This is a genomic window from Burkholderia sp. Bp8963 (assembly GCF_003854275.1).
Lineage (GTDB): Bacteria > Pseudomonadota > Gammaproteobacteria > Burkholderiales > Burkholderiaceae > Burkholderia.
Genome location: NZ_QTQP01000052.1, coordinates 23,059 through 39,563 on the forward strand (window position 1 = coordinate 23,059; position 16,505 = coordinate 39,563).

The 16,505-nt window shown below is 66.9% G+C and carries 13 protein-coding genes; 6 read left to right on the plus strand and 7 right to left on the minus strand.

Going from position 1 to position 16,505, the window contains the following annotated elements; all coding sequences use genetic code 11:
- The first annotated feature begins 72 nt into the window (after nt 1–72).
- Nucleotides 73–243, plus strand: coding sequence for a hypothetical protein (locus DID96_RS38485; protein ID WP_185732411.1), 171 nt, complete (start codon nt 73–75; stop codon nt 241–243).
- A gap of 150 nt (nt 244–393) precedes the next feature.
- Entirely contained in the window at nt 394–2,919 is a 2,526-nt protein-coding gene (locus DID96_RS30455) for a penicillin-binding protein 1A (RefSeq protein ID WP_124602939.1), read from the plus strand.
- 475 nt (nt 2,920–3,394) lie between these two features.
- Here the strand turns inward: DID96_RS30455 and DID96_RS30460 are convergent, their stop codons facing one another.
- From DID96_RS30460 to mfd, 3 genes are all read right to left on the minus strand, one after another.
- Nucleotides 3,395–4,411, minus strand: coding sequence for a threonine/serine dehydratase (locus DID96_RS30460; protein ID WP_124602940.1), 1,017 nt, complete (start codon nt 4,409–4,411; stop codon nt 3,395–3,397).
- 60 nt (nt 4,412–4,471) lie between these two features.
- Entirely contained in the window at nt 4,472–5,692 is a 1,221-nt protein-coding gene (gene argE, locus DID96_RS30465; RefSeq protein ID WP_124602941.1) for an acetylornithine deacetylase, read from the minus strand.
- Nucleotides 5,693–5,906: 214 nt separating this feature from the next.
- The gene (mfd, locus tag DID96_RS30470) at nt 5,907–9,383 is read right to left on the minus strand and encodes a transcription-repair coupling factor (protein WP_124602942.1); all 3,477 of its coding nucleotides are present in this window, start codon (nt 9,381–9,383) and stop codon (nt 5,907–5,909) included.
- 107 nt (nt 9,384–9,490) lie between these two features.
- Between mfd and ispD the strand changes: the two genes are divergently transcribed.
- Both ispD and ispF read left to right on the plus strand, forming a co-directional pair.
- Entirely contained in the window at nt 9,491–10,201 is a 711-nt protein-coding gene (gene ispD / locus DID96_RS30475; RefSeq protein WP_124602943.1) for a 2-C-methyl-D-erythritol 4-phosphate cytidylyltransferase, read from the plus strand.
- Between the two features lie 28 nt (nt 10,202–10,229).
- Nucleotides 10,230–10,715, plus strand: a complete 486-nt coding sequence (ispF, locus tag DID96_RS30480) for a 2-C-methyl-D-erythritol 2,4-cyclodiphosphate synthase (RefSeq protein WP_124602944.1) — start codon at nt 10,230–10,232, stop codon at nt 10,713–10,715.
- Nucleotides 10,716–10,889: 174 nt separating this feature from the next.
- Here ispF and DID96_RS30485 read toward each other — a convergent pair whose 3' ends face one another.
- The 4 genes from DID96_RS30485 to ompR form a co-directional block, all read right to left on the minus strand.
- Nucleotides 10,890–11,417, minus strand: a complete 528-nt coding sequence (locus DID96_RS30485) for a carboxymuconolactone decarboxylase family protein (RefSeq protein WP_124602945.1) — start codon at nt 11,415–11,417, stop codon at nt 10,890–10,892.
- Between the two features lie 75 nt (nt 11,418–11,492).
- Nucleotides 11,493–12,041 (minus strand): peroxiredoxin, encoded by a 549-nt coding sequence (locus DID96_RS30490; RefSeq protein WP_124602946.1) that lies wholly within the window; start codon nt 12,039–12,041, stop codon nt 11,493–11,495.
- A 190-nt stretch (nt 12,042–12,231) separates the two neighbouring features.
- Nucleotides 12,232–13,590, minus strand: a complete 1,359-nt coding sequence (locus tag DID96_RS30495) for an ATP-binding protein (protein ID WP_124602947.1) — start codon at nt 13,588–13,590, stop codon at nt 12,232–12,234.
- Between the two features lie 40 nt (nt 13,591–13,630).
- Nucleotides 13,631–14,365 carry a two-component system response regulator OmpR gene (gene ompR, locus DID96_RS30500; RefSeq protein ID WP_370542727.1) on the minus strand — a complete coding sequence of 245 codons (735 nt, stop codon included), beginning with the start codon at nt 14,363–14,365 and terminating at the stop codon, nt 13,631–13,633.
- Between the two features lie 259 nt (nt 14,366–14,624).
- Between ompR and DID96_RS30510 the strand changes: the two genes are divergently transcribed.
- Complete coding sequence (locus DID96_RS30510; protein ID WP_124602948.1) at nt 14,625–14,903, plus strand: hypothetical protein; 279 nt, start codon at nt 14,625–14,627, stop codon at nt 14,901–14,903.
- Nucleotides 14,904–15,013: 110 nt separating this feature from the next.
- The gene (locus tag DID96_RS30515) at nt 15,014–16,495 is read left to right on the plus strand and encodes a DUF1800 family protein (RefSeq protein ID WP_124602949.1); all 1,482 of its coding nucleotides are present in this window, start codon (nt 15,014–15,016) and stop codon (nt 16,493–16,495) included.
- Nucleotides 16,496–16,505 lie beyond the last annotated feature (10 nt).

The window sequence follows — 16,505 nt, forward strand, 5'->3', positions numbered from 1 at the left end:
TGCCGGCGGATATTACACCACCGGGTCACTTAAATACGGCTTAAACCCGCGATATCAAGCGCAGCGAATCGCGTGACCGCGCAGCTGCGCGCGCATCGCGACCAGCCTTTCGCCATTGAAAGCTTGCGCGTAATACGCATGCCGCGTTTCGTGTTCATGATAGGCCGTGCAGGCGGACAAAAAATCGCGCCAATACAGCGGGCGAGGGAATTTTTACAAAAAATCGCGAAGCCAATCGGTTGATTTCATTAAAATGCGCTGTCACGTCGCGGGAACGGATCGCCGCGCGACGGGGTCTGTCGACGTGACAGTAGCCACGAAGCACCCATCTCTGATTCATCCGCTTGCATTCCGCATGCGTCCGTGGGCGCCACGCGCGTCCGACATTCCGACATGCCAATTATCAAACGACCGTCTTCTTCTTCCCCGCGGAACGAGCCCCATTACACGCTGCGCCGTTCGCCGTCGGGAGCCTATTACACCGATGACGACGACCGCGACGCACACCGCGCACCGCGCGATGGCGGCGGGGGCGGCCGGGGGCGCCGCTCGTTCGGTTCGCGCGTCGCGCTGTGGTTCGCGGGCCTGTTCATCACGCTGGCCATCGTCGGTGCGCTGATCGTCGGCTACGCGCTCGTCGTGATGGCGCCGCAGCTGCCGTCGCTCGACGCGCTGACGAACTACCAGCCGAAGGTGCCGCTGCGCGTCTACTCGGCCGATCACGTGCTGATCGGCGAGTTCGGCGAGGAGCGCCGCAGCCTCGTGCGCTTCCAGGAGATTCCCGACGTGATGAAGAAGGCGGTGCTCGCGATCGAGGACTACCGCTTCTACGAACACGGCGGCGTCGACTTCCTCGGCATCCTGCGCGCGGGCGTCGCGGACCTGATGCACGGCGGCGCACGCCAGGGCGCGAGCACGATCACGATGCAGGTCGCGCGCAACTTCTTCCTGTCGAGTGAGAAGACTTACACGCGCAAGATTTACGAGATGCTGCTCGCGTACAAGATCGAGAAGGCGCTGACGAAAGACCAGATCCTCGAGCTGTACATGAACCAGATCTATCTCGGCCAGCGCTCGTACGGTTTCGCGGCGGCCGCGCGCGTGTATTTCGGCAAGGACCTGAAGGACATCACGCTGGCGGAAGCCGCGATGCTCGCGGGCCTGCCGAAGGCGCCGTCCGCGTATAACCCGGTCGTCAATCCGAAGCGCGCGAAGGTGCGCCAGGAGTACATCCTGAAGCGGATGCTCGAGATCGGCTACATCACGCAGCCGCAATACGATCAGGCGATCAAGGAAGAGATCCACGTGCGCACGCCCGGCAATCAGTACGCGGTGCACGGCGAGTACGTCGCCGAGATGGTGCGGCAGATGATGTACCAGCAGTACAAGGACGAGACCTATACGCGCGGCCTGACCGTCACGACGACGATCAACGCGGCCGACCAGGAAGCGGCCTACCAGGCTGTGCGCCGCGGCATTCTCGACTACGAGCGCCGCCACGGCTATCGCGGGCCGGAAGCCTTCATCACGCTGCCGGCGGCCGGCGACGACCGCGACGAGGCGATCGACGACGCGCTCGCCGATCACCCGGACAATGGCGACCTGCAGTCGGCGGTCGTGCTGTCCGCGTCGCCGAACGCGGTCGAGGTGCAGTTCGTCGGCGGCGCGACGACGACGATCGGCCCGGGCGGGCTGCGCTTCGTCGCCGCGGCGCTCGGCCCGCGCGCGAACAACGCGCTGCGCATCAAGCCGGGCGCGGTCGTGCGCGTGATGAAGGACACGAAGGCCGGCTGGCAGGTCGTGCAGCTGCCGCAGGTCGAGGGCGCGCTCGTCGCGATCGCGCCGCAGGATGGCGCGATCCGTTCGCTCGTCGGCGGTTTCGACTTCAACAAGAGCAAGTTCAACCACGTGACGCAGGCTTGGCGCCAGCCGGGCTCGTCGTTCAAGCCGTTCGTCTACTCGGCGTCGCTCGACAAGGGCCTCGGGCCGGCGACGATCATCAACGACGCGCCGCTGTACTTCCCGCCGAGCGTGCCGGGCGGCACCGCGTGGGAGCCGAAGGACGACGACCAGCCGGACGGTCCGATGTCGATGCGCACGGGCCTGCAGCGCTCGAAGAACCTCGTGTCGATCCGCATTCTCGCGTCGATCGGCACGCAGTACGCGCAGGAGTACGTGACGCAGCGCTTCGGCTTCGATCCGGCGAAGACGCCGCCGTACCTGCCGATGGCGCTCGGCGCGGGCCTCGTGACGCCGCTGCAGCTTGCGACCGGCTATGCGGTATTCGCGAACGGCGGCTACAAGGTCGATCCGTACCTGATCGCCGAGGTCGACGATGCGCACGGCCAGCCGCTGCAGAAGGCGCAGCCGGTGATCGCGGGCAACACCGCGCCGCGCACGATCGAAGGCCGCAATGCGTACGTGATGAACAGCCTGCTGCATACGGTCGCGACGGCCGGCACGGGTGCGGGCACCAACGCGCTGGGCCGCAGCGACCTGCAGGGCAAGACCGGTACGACGAACGATGCGAAGGACGGCTGGTTCGCCGGCTACCAGCAGTCGCTCGTCGCGGTCGCGTGGATGGGTTTCGACCAGCCGAAGAGCCTCGGCAGTCGCGAATTCGGCGCGCAGCTCGCGTTGCCGATCTGGGTGAACTACATGCGCACCGCGCTCAACGGCGTGCCCGATCAGCCGATGCCGATGCCCGACGGGCTGACGACGGTCGACGGCGAACTGTACTACGCGGATCGCACGCCGGGCGCGGGCTTCGTCGAGAGCGTCGACATCAACCCGGCCGCGAACGCGATCAGCGCGAACGATGCGCTCGGCTCGGCCGGCGCGGCGGGCCTCACGCCGCCGCCCGTGACGGCGCAGGAGAAGCAGCAGATCATGGACATGTTCGAGACCAGCAAGCCCTGATCGGTGAACCCGGGCCTGATTGCGCCCGGCACAACGACGAACGGCGGCCGCGTGATGCGGCCGCCGTTTTTTTATGCAGACGGCGCCGCCGTGCGTGGGCCCGCGATGCGTGCGGGCCGAACGAATCCTTTCGCATCAACGACTTGGCCTGCCGATCCCGCCCTTATCAACATGGCTGTCAACAGAATCTGTGGATAACTTGCGGCAACGGCAGGCGCTGCCCAATCTGCGATGCAACCGGGGGTGATTGTGTTTTATTCAATGAAAACAATAGCTTGCCGCGCTTGTTGGAAAGTTCTCCACAATTCTGTCAACAGGAATTGGGGATAACCCGAGGGTCCGTGGCCCGAGCGACCCGGCCGTTGCCGCAATCGGCATCGCGCCGGGAAAGTCGAATCCGATCAATGGGTTGGCGCAGTTTCCAGAAACTTTTCAACAGGCTCTTCAACACGAACCGTGGATAACCGGGCCTGCGTCAGCGCTGCAGCTTCGCGTGCGCGAGGTGCATGCCGAGCGTGACCGGATCGGTGTTCGTGCCCGACAGCAGCACGCCGACCCGCTTGCCCTGCAGCGTTTCGCGCAGCGGCCCGAGCAGCGCGGCCATCGCGGCCGCGCAGGCCGGCTCGACCGCGAGCTTCAGGTACGAGAACAGGAACAGCATCGCCGCGCGCAGCGCATCGTCGGACACGGTGACGATGCGCTCGATGTGGCGCCGGCACAGCTGATAGCTGTATTCCTCGGTGTGCGGCGCCATCAGCGAATCGGCGATCGTATGCATCGCGGTCATCTTGACCGTATGGTTGGCCGCAAAGCTGCGGCTCATCGCGTCGGCGCCTTCCGGCTCGACGCCGTACACGCGCACGCGCGGGTTCGCGAGCCGCAGCGCGGTCGACACGCCGGCCGCGAGCCCGCCGCCGCCGATCGGCACGATCACCGCGTCGAGGTCGGGCGTCTGCGTCGCCCATTCGTAGCCGAGCGTCGCGGTGCCGAGTATCGTGTGATAGCCGTTGAACGGATGGATGAAGAAGCGGCCTTCCTCGGCCTCGATGCGGCGCACGAGGTCGAACGCCTGCGATGCGCTGCCGGCCAGCACGACTTCCGCGCGGTACTGCTTGCATTGCGCGATGCGCGTCGGGCTTGCGGTCTGGAACATCACGACCTTCGCGCTGCTGCCGAGCCGCATCGCCGCGAACGCGACTGCGGCCGCATGGTTGCCGGCCGACACGCAGGTGACGCCGGCGCTCTTGCGCGCCTCGTCGAGCGCGAGCAGATGCGTGAATGCGCCGCGTGCCTTGAAGCTGCCGCTCACCTGCAGCAGCTCGAACTTGAAGTTGACGTGGGTGCCTTCGAGCGAAGGCAGGTCGGCACGTTCGAAGACGGGTGTGCGCGCGACCCACGGCGACAGTGCGAAATGCTGCGCGGCGATTTCGTCGAGCGTCGGGATCGGCTCGCCGTCGATCGTGTGGGCGGTGCCCTGTTGTGTAGTCGACATGGCCTGGCGTGTGGGGGAGTGAACCGGCCCGCACACGCAGGCCGGCGTGGCGGGGAACGGTCAGTGCGCGTCGACCGACATGCTGCGGATGAACTTCCGCAGGAACTGCTCGCATGCGGCCAGCTGCGCGAGTTCGACATATTCGTTCGGCTTGTGCGCCTGCTCGATGTCGCCGGGCCCGCATACGATGCTCGGGATGCCTGCGCGTTCGAACAGGCCGGCCTCGGTGCCGTATGCGACCTTGCGCTTGTCCTGGTCGGCAGTCAGCGCGCGCACGAGCTGCGTGATCGCGGCCTGTTCGGTCGCGTCGAGGCCCGGCGCCGCAGCGATCTTCGAGAACTCGATCGCGGCGTTCGGATGCTCGCGGCGCATTTGCGGCAGCAGCGTTTCCCGCGCATACGCTTCGATGCGCGCGTAGATCTGGTCGGGGTCGAGCGTCGGCAGGTTGCGGAACTCGAAATCGAACCGGCATTCGGCCGGCACCGTGTTGATCGCATTGCCGCCCTGGATCGTGCTCGTCTGCGCGGTCGTGAACGGCACGTCGTAAAGTTCGTCGAACGGGCCTTCGGCACGGAAGCGATCCGCGATGTCGCGGATGTGGCAGATGAGGCGCGCCGCGTATTCGATCGCGTTCAGCCCCTTTGGCGTCAGCGACGAATGCGCCGCATGACCGCGCACGCAGCAGCGGTACGCGTTGATGCCCTTGTGCGCGATGATCGGCCGCATGCTGGTCGGCTCGCCGACGATGCAGCCGGACGGCTTCACGCCACGCCTGACGAGATCCTCGATCATCAGCGGCGCGCCGGCGCAGCCGATTTCCTCGTCGTACGACAGCGCGAAATGGATCGGCTTCGCGAGCTTCGTCGCCTGCATGTCGGGCAGCAGCGCGAGCGCCGTGCCGATGAAGCCCTTCATGTCGCAGGTGCCGCGGCCATACAGGCGGCCATCGCGGATTTCCGGCCGGAACGGATCGCTGTCCCATTGCTGGCCATCGACGGGCACGACGTCGGTATGCCCGGACAGCACGATGCCGCCGTTCGTTGCACCGTCGTGCGCGGGCACGGTCGCGAACAGGTTCGCCCAGCCGCCGCGCGGATCGTGCGTGAGCGTCGACGCGATGCCTTTCGCGGCGAGCGCGTCGCGCACCGTTTCGATCAGGCCGAGGTTCGGCACGCGGCTCGTCGTGTCCATCGACACGAGTTGCGTGATCCAGGGCAGGCTGACGAGCGACGCGTCGCCTTGGTCGGTGGCGGACGGCGCGGTCGCGTCGAGTGTGGGCATGGCTGAACTCCGTCTGATGAATGGGAAAATCATACTCAAAAACGGTGCGGCCCGCTCTCGCGGGCCGCAGTGCGGTGCAGCATCACCGCGCGCCTTTGCGTTGCAGCGTCGAACCCGTCAACGCGACGTCAACGCTGCGTCAAATCGACGTCAATGCGACGTCAACGCTGCGTCAAATCGACGTCAATGCAACGTCAACACAACGTCTGCAACATCAACGCGACGCGGCGGCCGTGCCTTGCCGGGGCGCATGGCCGAGCGCGCGCAGCGTCTCCTTGATCGTCGAAACGCGGATCGCGAGATCCGGCGAACGCGTTTCGATCCGCAGCCGGTCCTGGCCCGCGAGCTTGATGTGCCGATGCTTCTGCACCATTTCGATGATGCGCATCGGGTCGATCGGCGGATTCGGCTCGAACTGCAGCCCGATCGCCGCTTCGCTCGCGTCGATCTTCACGATGCCGAGCGGTTTCGCCGCGAGCCGCAGGCGGTGCGTCTCGACCAGCGCATGCGCCTGCGGCGGCAGCTTGCCGAAGCGGTCGATCAGTTCTTCCTGGATCCCGTCGATCGCGTCGCCGTGCTCGCAGTTCGCGAGCCGCTTGTACAGCGACAGCCGCTCCTGCACGTCCGTGCAGTAGTCGGCCGGCAGGATCGCGGGCGCGTGCAGGTTGATCTCGGTCGTCGCGGCGAGCGGGGCGGTGAGGTCCGGCTCCTTGCCGTTCTTCAGCGCCTTCACCGCGTCGTTCAGCATGTCCGTGTACAGCTGGAAGCCGATCTCGTGGATCTCGCCCGACTGCTTGTCGCCGAGCACCTCGCCGGTGCCGCGGATCTCGAGGTCGTGCATCGCGAGGTAGAAGCCCGAGCCGAGCTCTTCCATCTGCTGGATCGCTTCCAGCCGGCGCTGCGCCTGCTTGGTCAGCGCCTGCGGATCGTGCACGAGTAGGTACGCGTACGCCTGGTGGTGCGAACGGCCGACGCGGCCGCGCAGCTGGTGCAGCTGCGCGAGGCCGAACTTGTCCGAGCGGTGCATGATGATCGTGTTTGCGCTCGGCACGTCGATGCCGGTCTCGATGATCGTCGTGCACAGCAGCACGTTCGCGCGCTGCGCGACGAAATCGCGCATCACGCGCTCGAGCTCGCGCTCGTGCATCTGGCCGTGCGCGATCGCGATGCGCGCCTCGGGCACCAGCTCCTCGAGCATCGCCTTGCGATTCTCGATCGTCTCGACCTCGTTGTGCAGGAAGTACACCTGGCCGCCGCGCTTCAGCTCGCGCAGCATCGCCTCGCGGATCACGCTTTCTTCCTCGCGGCGCACGAAGGTCTTGATCGCGAGCCGCTTCTGCGGCGCCGTCGCGATCACCGAGAAGTCGCGCAGCCCCTCGAGCGCCATCCCGAGCGTGCGCGGGATCGGCGTCGCGGTCAGCGTCAGCACGTCGACTTCAGCGCGCAGCGCCTTCAGCGCTTCCTTCTGGCGCACGCCGAAGCGGTGCTCCTCGTCAATGATCACGAGGCCGAGGCGCTTGAATTGCACGTCCGACGACAGCAGCTTGTGCGTGCCGATCACGATGTCGACGCTGCCTTCGTTGATCTGCGCGATTGCCGCGTTGACTTCCTTCGCGGTCTTGAAGCGCGACAGCTCGACGGTCCGCACCGGCCAGTCGGCGAAGCGGTCCGCGAAGGTCTGCGTGTGCTGCTCGGCGAGCAGCGTGGTCGGCGACAGCAGCGCGACCTGCTTGCCGCCCATCACCGCGATGAACGCGGCGCGCAGCGCGACTTCCGTCTTGCCGAAGCCGACGTCGCCGCACACGAGGCGGTCCATCGGCTTGCCGCTCGTCATGTCGCCGATCACGGCCGCGATCGCCGCGGCCTGATCGGGCGTTTCCTCGAAGCCGAAGCTTTCCGCGAACTTCACGTAGTCGCGCGGCTCGAGCGCGAACGCGTGGCCTTCGCGGGCCGCGCGGCGCGCGTACAGGTTCAGCAGCTCGGCCGCGGTATCGCGGATCTGCTGCGCGGCCTTGCGCTTCGCGCGCTCCCACTGGCCGGAGCCGAGCGCATGCAGCGGCGCGCTGTCCGGATCGGCGCCGCTGTAGCGCGAGATCACGTGCAACTGCGCGACGGGCACGTAGAGCTTGCTTTCGCCTGCGTATTCGAGATGCAGGAACTCGGTCTCGCCTTCGCCGAGATCCATCGACACGAGGCCCATGTAGCGGCCGATGCCGTGCTGCGCGTGCACGACCGGGTCGCCGACCTTCAGCTCCGACAAATCGCGCACCATCGCGTCGACGTTGCTCGCCTGCTCCTGGCGGCGGCGCCCCGCACGGCGGCCGAGCGCGCCGTAGAGTTCGGTCTCGGTGACGATCGCGTAGCCTTCACCCGGCACCGCGAAGCCGCTCGACAGCGGCGCGACGCCGAGCGCGAAGCGTTCGTCGCTCGCAAGCCAGCCGGCGAAGTGGTCGTTCGACGCGGGCCGCAGATGGTGCTCGGCGAGCAGTTGCAGGATCGTCTCGCGGCGGCCGGCCGATTCGACGGTCAGCAGCACGCGCTTGCCCGATGATTCGACGAACGTGCGCAGCGCGGCGAGCGGATCGTCGGCATGGCGGTCGACCGTGAGTTCGGGCAGGCCGGTCGCCCAGCCGCCCGCGGGCTGCGCGGGCAGCACGACGCGCGCGAACGGTTTCGCGAATGCGAAGAAATCCTCGTCGGACAGGAACAGGCGCTGCGGCTCGAGGATCGGCCGCTCGCGGTCGTGCGCGAGGAACGCGTGGCGCTGCTTCGTGTCGGCGGTGAAGCGGCGGATCGACGCGTCGAGGTCGCCCGTGAACACGAGATGCGCATCCTGCGGCAGGTAGTGGAACAGCGTCGCCGTCTCGTCGAAGAACAGCGGCAGGTAGTACTCGATGCCGGCCGACGGCACGCCGTTGCCGATGTCCTTGTAGATCGGCGCGCGGCTCGGGTCGCCTTCGAAGGTCTCGCGCCAGCGGCTGCGGAACGCGGTGCGCGCGGCTTCGTCGAACGGAAACTCGCGGCCCGGCAGCAGGCGCACGTCGCGCACCGGATAGAGGCTGCGCTGCGTGTCGGGGTCGAACGCGCGGATCGAGTCGACCTGGTCGTCGAACAGGTCGATCCGGTATGGCAGCGGCGAGCCCATCGGGAACAGGTCGATCAGCGAGCCGCGCACGCAGTATTCGCCGGGCCGCACGACCTGGCTTACGTGCTCGTAGCCGGCGAGCGTCAGCTGCGCCTTCAGCTTCGCCTCGTCGAGCCGCTCGCCCTGCGCGAACGCGAACGTGTACGCGGCCATGAACGACGCGGGCGGCATCCGGTACAGCGCGGTCGTCGCGGGCACGAGCAGGATGTCGCAGCGGCCTTCGCCGAGGTCGTGCAGCGTCGCGAGACGCTCGGACACGAGGTCCTGGTGCGGCGAGAACGTGTCGTACGGCAGCGTTTCCCAGTCCGGCAGCAGGCGCACGCGCGCGTCCGGCGAGAAGTAGCCGATTTCCTGGGCGAGGCGCTGCGCGTCGACCGCGTTCGCGCAGATCACCGCGAGGAGCGGCACGTCGTTGCGATTCGCGGCGAGGTAGCGGGCGATGGCGAGCGCGTCGGCAGAGCCGTGCGTGCCGTCGAAGGCGAAGCGCTGGCCGGGCTTGACGCGCGCGACGGGCGAGGCGGACGGGTTGGAAGCGTTGTCTGGCATAGGGACGGCAGAGGTGGCGTGCGCAGGCGCATCGCAGTGCGCCGGTGGAGACGAAAGACCTATTATAAAATCCGCTTCTCGATTTCATCTTTCCGGCGTTTCCCTTCGTGACTCCCCGACTCTTCGCCCTGATTCCCTGCGCCGGCACCGGCAGCCGCTCCGGCTCGGCCGTGCCGAAGCAATACCGCACGGTCGCGGGCCGCGCGCTGCTGCATTACACGCTCGCCGCGTTCGACGCGTGCAGCGAATTCACGCAGACGCTCGTCGTCCTCGCGCCGGACGACACGCATTTCGACGCGCGCCGCTTCGCGGGCCTGCGCTTCGCGGTGCGCCGTTGCGGCGGCGCATCGCGGCAGGCGTCGGTGCTGAACGGGCTGCTCGAGCTGACCGAATTCGGCGCGACCGATCGCGACTGGGTGCTCGTGCACGACGCCGCGCGGCCCGGCATCACGCCGCAGCTGATCCGCACGCTGGTCACGACGCTGAAGGATGACCCGGTCGGCGGCATCCTCGCGCTGCCGGTGGCCGATACGCTGAAGCGCGTGCCGGCCGGCGGCGATGCGATCGCGCGCACCGAGTCGCGCGACGCGCTGTGGCAGGCGCAGACCCCGCAGATGTTCCGCATCGGCATGCTGCGCGAAGCGATCCTGCAGGCGCAGCGGGAAGGGCACGACCTGACCGACGAGGCGAGCGCGATCGAATGGGCCGGCCATACGCCGCGCGTCGTGCAGGGCAGCCTGCGCAACTTCAAGGTCACGTATCCGGAAGATTTCGCGCTCGCGGAAGCGATCCTCGCGCGCGCGCCGCAATCGTCCTGACCCACACTCAATCTCAATCGGAACACGCATGGATTTCAGAATCGGACAAGGCTACGACGTGCACCAGCTCGTCCCGGGGCGCCCCCTCATCATCGGCGGCGTGACGATTCCGTACGAGCGCGGCCTGCTCGGCCACTCGGACGCGGACGTGCTGCTGCACGCGATCACCGACGCACTGTTCGGCGCGGCGGCGCTCGGCGACATCGGCCGGCATTTCTCCGATACGGATGCCGCGTTCAAGGGCGCCGACAGCCGCGTGCTGCTGCGCGAATGCGTTGCGCGCGTAAGGGCCGCGGGCTTCACGATCCAGAACGTCGACAGCACCGTGATCGCGCAGGCGCCGAAGCTCGCGCCGCATATCGACGGGATGCGCGCGAACCTCGCCGCGGATCTCGGCCTGCCGCTCGAGCGCGTGAACGTGAAGGCGAAGACCAACGAGAAGCTCGGCTATCTGGGCCGCGGTGAAGGTATCGAGGCGCAGGCCGCCGCGCTGCTCGTGAAGCAGGGCGGCTGACGGGCCGCGACCGGGCGGTGGCCGGTGCCCCGGATGGTGCCCCGGATGGTGCCCCGGATGGTGCCGGTTGGCGCCGCGCGCACCAACGCTTGCGGCAATGAAAAACGCCACGCGAGGCAGGCCCGCGTGGCGTTTTTGCTGGTTGCGCGCATCGTGCGGCGCGCGCGGCAATGCTTACTCGCCTTCGGCGGCGATCACCTGCGCGGCGGCGTTGATCACCGACGCGATGCGGCCGACGTCGCGCAACTGCGTGACGGTCATGCCTTGCTCGTTCTTCAGCAGCGCGTAGTGCGACTTCACGCAGAAGTGGCACTTGCCGACGATCGACGCGGCGAGCGCGTACATCTCGAACTTGCGCTTGTCGACGCCGCCGTGCGTCGCATAGGCGCCCATCCGCAACTCGGCGCGCTGGGTCTTCAGATCGGCGTCGTCGGCCATCTCGACATACGGATACCAGGTGTTGTTCATCCCCATCAGCGCGGCCGCCGTCAGCACGGCGTTCGTCTCTTCGGGCGACAGCACGCCGGCTTCGCGAATCGTCTTCACGAGCACCGTGCTCTTCGCCGCAACCGCCGCGGCGAGCGCGACGCCGACCGCGTCGGTGCCTTCGAGCGACGAGCGCGAGATCGTGCCGTCGAGGTTCAGGCGGATGTCCTTCGCATAGTCGGGAATGCGCGCCTTAATCGAGTCGATGAATTCCATTGATATCTCCTATGGGTTGGCCGTTAAAAAAGCCCGCAGGCAGGCATGCGCCGCGGGCTTCGTGCATCGATGCGCTTACAGCGTTGCGCCGCCGACTGCACGGTTGCACGGGCACAGTTCGTCCGTTTGCAGGCCGTCCAGAATGCGCAGGACTTCTTCCGGGCTACGGCCGACGTTCAGGTTGTTCACCGAAACGTGCTGGATCGTGTTGTCCGGATCGACGATGAACGTTGCGCGCAGGGCCACGCCGGCTTCCTTGTCGCGCACGCCGAGCTGGTCGATCAGCTCGCCCTTGACGTCGCCGAACGCGTAGTGGTTCAGCTTGTCGAGGTCCTTGTGCTCACGGCGCCATGCGAGCTTCACGAATTCGTTGTCCGAGCTGCCGCCGAGCAGGATCGCGTCGCGCTCTTCGAACTGCTTCGCCAGCTTCGCGAACTCGACGATTTCCGTCGGGCACACGAACGTGAAGTCCTTCGGGTAGAAGTAGATGATCTTCCACTTGCCCGGGAACGACGCTTCGGTGATCGTCTCGAAAGCCGACTGACCGTTTTCTTCGTGGTGGTTGAAGCCGGGCTTCGCAGCACCAACGGTGAAGGCTTCGAGTTTATCGCCGACGGTTTTCATGCGGTTACTCCTGTGTGAGTTGGGAAGAAGACTTGAGTCAAGCTACCTCGGTGCTGCAACGTTGATGTGACAGCATGAGCCGAATCTTAACACTATTGAATGAGCGCACCAATAGATTTTGTCTAACGAGGCCGATAGATTTTTTCAACCGCCGCGATAGTGTGACGCGCGGCACACCCGCGTGCCCGCGTCATGCGGCCGCACGCGCCTTGCCGCCGGGGAATTCGAGCGTGACTTCGAGCCCGGGTTCCGGGCTGCGGTTGCGCAGGCGCAATGCGCCGCGATAGCGGCCGACGAGGCGCTGCACGATCGCCATCCCGAGGCCCGTGCCGTCCGCCTTGGTGCGGGCGGTGTCGACGCGGTAGAACGGCCGCATCACGAGCGGGAGCTGATCCTCGGGGATGCCGGGGCCTTCGTCGCTGACCGACAGCTCGACGCGCGCGTGCGACACGCGCGTTTCGAGCGTGATGCGCGCGACGCCGTCCTGACGGCTCTGGCCGTACTTGCGCGCGTTCTCGACGAGATTGCCGATCACGCGCCGCATGTCGGTCTCGTCGGCCTCGATGACGGCGGCGGGTGCGAGCCGGGTGTGGATCTGCACGCCGTCCTCGCCCGCGACGCGCGCGGCGACTTCCTGCACGATCGTCGACAGGTCGATCGGCTCGGGCTTGCGCTGCGTCGGCCGCGCGTAGTCGATGAACGCAGCGATGATGCGGTCCATCTGCTCGATGTCGTCGACCATCGCGTCCTTGGTCGCCTGGTCGGACGGGCTCATCTCGGTTTCGAGGCGCAGCCGCGCGAGCGGCGTGCGCAGGTCGTGCGAGATGCCTGCAAGCATCAGCGCGCGGTCGGCCTCGAGCTGTTCGAGGTCGCGCACCATCTGGTTGAAGCTGCGGTTCGTCTCGGCGGCGACGCCCATCCCGCGCTCCGGCAGCGGCTCGGGCGCGTGGCCCGAGCCGACCTGGCGCGCGGCGAGCGCGAGGTGCGAGAACGGCCGGTTCACGAGACTCGTGATGAATGCGGAGCCGAACAGCGACAGCGCGAGCGCGAACAGGCCCCAGCCGGCCCACTGCAGGCCCGTGACGGTGTCGAGCTGGTCGCGGTCGAGCGCGACCCAGTAATCGTCGTCGTCGATCTTGAAGCTGATCCACACGCCGGGGATGTCGTTGACCGATTGCGCGATCACCGTATCGTCGCCGAGCCGGCTGCGGATGTCGTGCTCGATCAGCCGGTTCAGCGACTCGTCGGGCTGCAGCTTGAACTTGTCGGTCTTCTCGCGCGGATACACGCGCACGCCTTCGTTGCTCTCGAGATCCTGCAGCAGCGCGCGGCGCAGGTCGGGGTCGGAGTAGAGCAGCGCGGTGCGCGTGAGCTTCACGATCGCGACGAGCTGGAGCGCGACGCGTTGCGCGCGCGGCTCGCGCTCGATCACGCGAAAGCTCTGGAACCATGCGGCGAGACTGACCGAGATCAGCAGCGCGATCAGCAGGAAGGTGCGCCAGAACAGCCCGCCGAAGGCGAGCTGCAGAAGGCGCCGGTCGATACGCATGGGACGGGTCGTAGACGGGCGAAACCGAAGGAGGGGAAGATCAGGCCGCGCCGTCCGGGATGAACACGTAGCCGAGGCCCCAGACGGTCTGGATGAACCGCGGGCTGCCCGGATCCGGTTCGATCAGCTTGCGCAGGCGCGAGATCTGCACATCGAGGCTGCGGTCGAACACTTCGTATTCGCGGCCGCGCGCGAGCTCCATCAGCTTTTCGCGCGACAGCGGCTGGCGCGGATGGCGTGCGAACACCTTCAGCACCGAGAATTCGCCGGTCGTCAGCGGAATTTCCTGGCCGGACTTCGTCAGCGTGCGGGTCGCGAGATTCAGCGAGAATTCGCCGAACTCGAACACCTCGGTCGTTTCCGACGGCGCGCCCGGCAGTTCGGCCGGCGCCTGGCGGCGCAGCACCGCGTGGATGCGCGCGACGAGCTCGCGCGGATTGAACGGCTTCGGCAGGTAATCGTCGGCACCCATCTCGAGACCGACGATGCGGTCGACGTCCTCGCCCTTGGCCGTCAGCATGATGATCGGCGTGCGGTCGTTGCTGCCGCGCAGGCGGCGGCAGATCGACAGGCCGTCTTCACCCGGCAGCATCAGGTCGAGCACGAGCAGGTCGAACCGCTCGCGCACCCAGAGCTTGTTCATCGCGGTCGCGTTTTCCGCGACGTACACGTTGAAGCCCTGCTCGCCGAGGTAGCGGCGCAGCAGGTCGCGCAGGCGCGGGTCGTCGTCGACGACGAGAATCTTGGAGGGGTTTTTCGTTTCCATGAACGGCATCTTATCGCGAATGGGAAATGGCGCGCGGCCGGGTAATTTGACGCGTTACAGTCAGTTACAAAATTTACCCGTGGTGTGGCGCGGAGTAAAGGCACGCTATAGAGATTCCTTTACTCGAAACCGAAATTCGGTAGATACTCCCCTGCACTTAATCTTTCATGGTTTGCACACCCGATTTCCGCAGGGTTTTTCAAGTACCAGAGGTAGCCGGTTGCCGCGTGACGAAGGGAACAAATCGACCAAAGAAGCGAGGACGGTCATGCGATCTGCCCGGATTGCACTGATGTTGACGATCGTGCTCGCCGGTCCGTATGCGTCGAACTTCGCGTATGCGCAACGCGCCGAGCCGGGCGCTCCGTCGCGCAAGCTGCCGCGAGGCAAGACGCCGCAAGCGGACCGCGGCGCCGACGTCGCCACCCGCTCCGCCGTGCCTCCCGATCTCGAGCAGCACCGCCGCGACGGGCACATGACGCCCGAGGAGCGCCACCTGCTGCGCCAGCACATCGAAGACGCGGTCCGCGAGCTGTACAAGCGCTGACCCGCGCGCCACGCCGAAAAAATCCGTAGCAATTTTGCAGTCAACTTGCGCCTGCCGGATGCCGTTGAATCGGCACATGCGCGCATTGCGCGCTTCGGGAGCCGAAGACGATGAGTGAAGCGAACGCCGCCGCTGCGCGGGCGCCATCGCCTGCGATGCAGATGCCGCTCGATGTGGACGATGCGCTGTTTTTTCTGAGCCGCACCGGCTTTACGCCTGCGCCCGCCGACGTCGCGCGGCTCGTCGGCATGACGCGCGCGCAGGCGGTGGCCGACGCGCTCGGCAACGTCCGGCGCGAGCCTGCTACGACCTGGCCCGAGTGGCTCGCCGAACTGCCGCCAACGCGTGCCCAACGGCAGGCGCTGACGCCGGACCAGCGGCGCGACGAGCAGCGCACGCGCAACCTGCATTACGAGGCGTTACGCGCTGCGTGGGTCAACGAGATGGTCGTGACGCCGTCGCCGCTCACCGAGCGCATGACGCTGTTCTGGCACGGCCACTTCACGTCGGGTCAGGACAAGGTGCCGTACCCGCAGACGATGTTCGCGCAGAACGTGCTGCTGCGCAGCGAGGCGCTCGGCAACTTCGGCACGCTGCTGCATGCGGTCGCGCGGGATCCGGCGATGCTGCAGTATCTCGACGGCGCGAGCAATCGCAAGGGCCGCCCGAACGAGAATTTCGCGCGCGAGGTGATGGAACTGTTCACGCTCGGCGAAGGACACTACACGCAGCACGACGTGACGGAAGCCGCGCGCGCGATGACCGGCTGGACGATCGATCCCGACACGCTGCGTTTCGTCGTGCGTCCGGAATGGCACGATACCGGCGACAAGACGATCCTTGGCGACACGGGCCCGTTCGACGGCGACGGGTTCCTCGACATCCTGCTGAAACGACCGGAAACCGCGCGCTTCATCGCGACGAAACTGTGGCGCGAGTTCGTGTCGGACACCCCGGACGCCGACGCGCTCGACACGGTTGCCGGCCGCTTTCGCGCAAGCGGCTACGAGATTCGCGCGGCGCTCGGCGCGTTGTGGTCGACGGATGCGTTCTGGGATCCGCGCAATCGCGGCGTGCTTGTCAAGTCGCCGGCCGAATTCGTCGTCGGATCGGTACGGCTGTTCGACGTCGGCTACGGCGATCCGCAGATGCTCGCGAACACCGTGCGCACGCTCGGGCAGAACCTGTTCTACCCGCCGAACGTGAAGGGCTGGCCGGGCGGCCCGACGTGGATCAACAGCTCGACGCTGCTTGCGCGCAAGCAGTTCGTCGAGCAGCTGTTCCGGGCGACCGAGACGGCCGGCATGCGTCCGGTGGCGGCGAGCGGAAATTCCCGCGGGATGGCGGCGGCCGGCAACGGCAGTCCCGCCGCGACGCCGGCGAAGCCCGCGCGCGGCGGCTTGCGCTTCGACCTCGAGCGCTGGCTCGCGCAATATCGCGCGCGGCCGCAGGCGATCGCGGGCCTGTCGACCGAGCTGCAGCTGCAGCATGCAGTGCTCGCGGTGCCACCCGTCGCAGCGATCGACACCGGATCGACCGGCAGCGCGTATCTGGAGGCGCTGCTGATGGATCCCGCCTATCAATTGAAATGAACACGAACCC

What these genes read in the sequence shown, in the direction of transcription:
- DID96_RS30455 (WP_124602939.1), top strand. Translation starts at nt 394, where the DNA reads ATGCCAATTATCAAACGACCGTCTTCTTCTTCCCCGCGGAACGAGCCC.
- DID96_RS30460 (WP_124602940.1), bottom strand. Translation starts at nt 4,411, where the DNA reads ATGTCGACTACACAACAGGGCACCGCCCACACGATCGACGGCGAGCCG.
- argE (WP_124602941.1), bottom strand. Translation starts at nt 5,692, where the DNA reads ATGCCCACACTCGACGCGACCGCGCCGTCCGCCACCGACCAAGGCGAC.
- mfd (WP_124602942.1), bottom strand. Translation starts at nt 9,383, where the DNA reads ATGCCAGACAACGCTTCCAACCCGTCCGCCTCGCCCGTCGCGCGCGTC.
- ispF (WP_124602944.1), top strand. Translation starts at nt 10,230, where the DNA reads ATGGATTTCAGAATCGGACAAGGCTACGACGTGCACCAGCTCGTCCCG.
- DID96_RS30485 (WP_124602945.1), bottom strand. Translation starts at nt 11,417, where the DNA reads ATGGAATTCATCGACTCGATTAAGGCGCGCATTCCCGACTATGCGAAG.
- DID96_RS30490 (WP_124602946.1), bottom strand. Translation starts at nt 12,041, where the DNA reads ATGAAAACCGTCGGCGATAAACTCGAAGCCTTCACCGTTGGTGCTGCG.
- DID96_RS30495 (WP_124602947.1), bottom strand. Translation starts at nt 13,590, where the DNA reads ATGCGTATCGACCGGCGCCTTCTGCAGCTCGCCTTCGGCGGGCTGTTC.
- ompR (WP_370542727.1), bottom strand. Translation starts at nt 14,365, where the DNA reads ATGCCGTTCATGGAAACGAAAAACCCCTCCAAGATTCTCGTCGTCGAC.
- DID96_RS30510 (WP_124602948.1), top strand. Translation starts at nt 14,625, where the DNA reads ATGCGATCTGCCCGGATTGCACTGATGTTGACGATCGTGCTCGCCGGT.
- DID96_RS30515 (WP_124602949.1), top strand. Translation starts at nt 15,014, where the DNA reads ATGAGTGAAGCGAACGCCGCCGCTGCGCGGGCGCCATCGCCTGCGATG.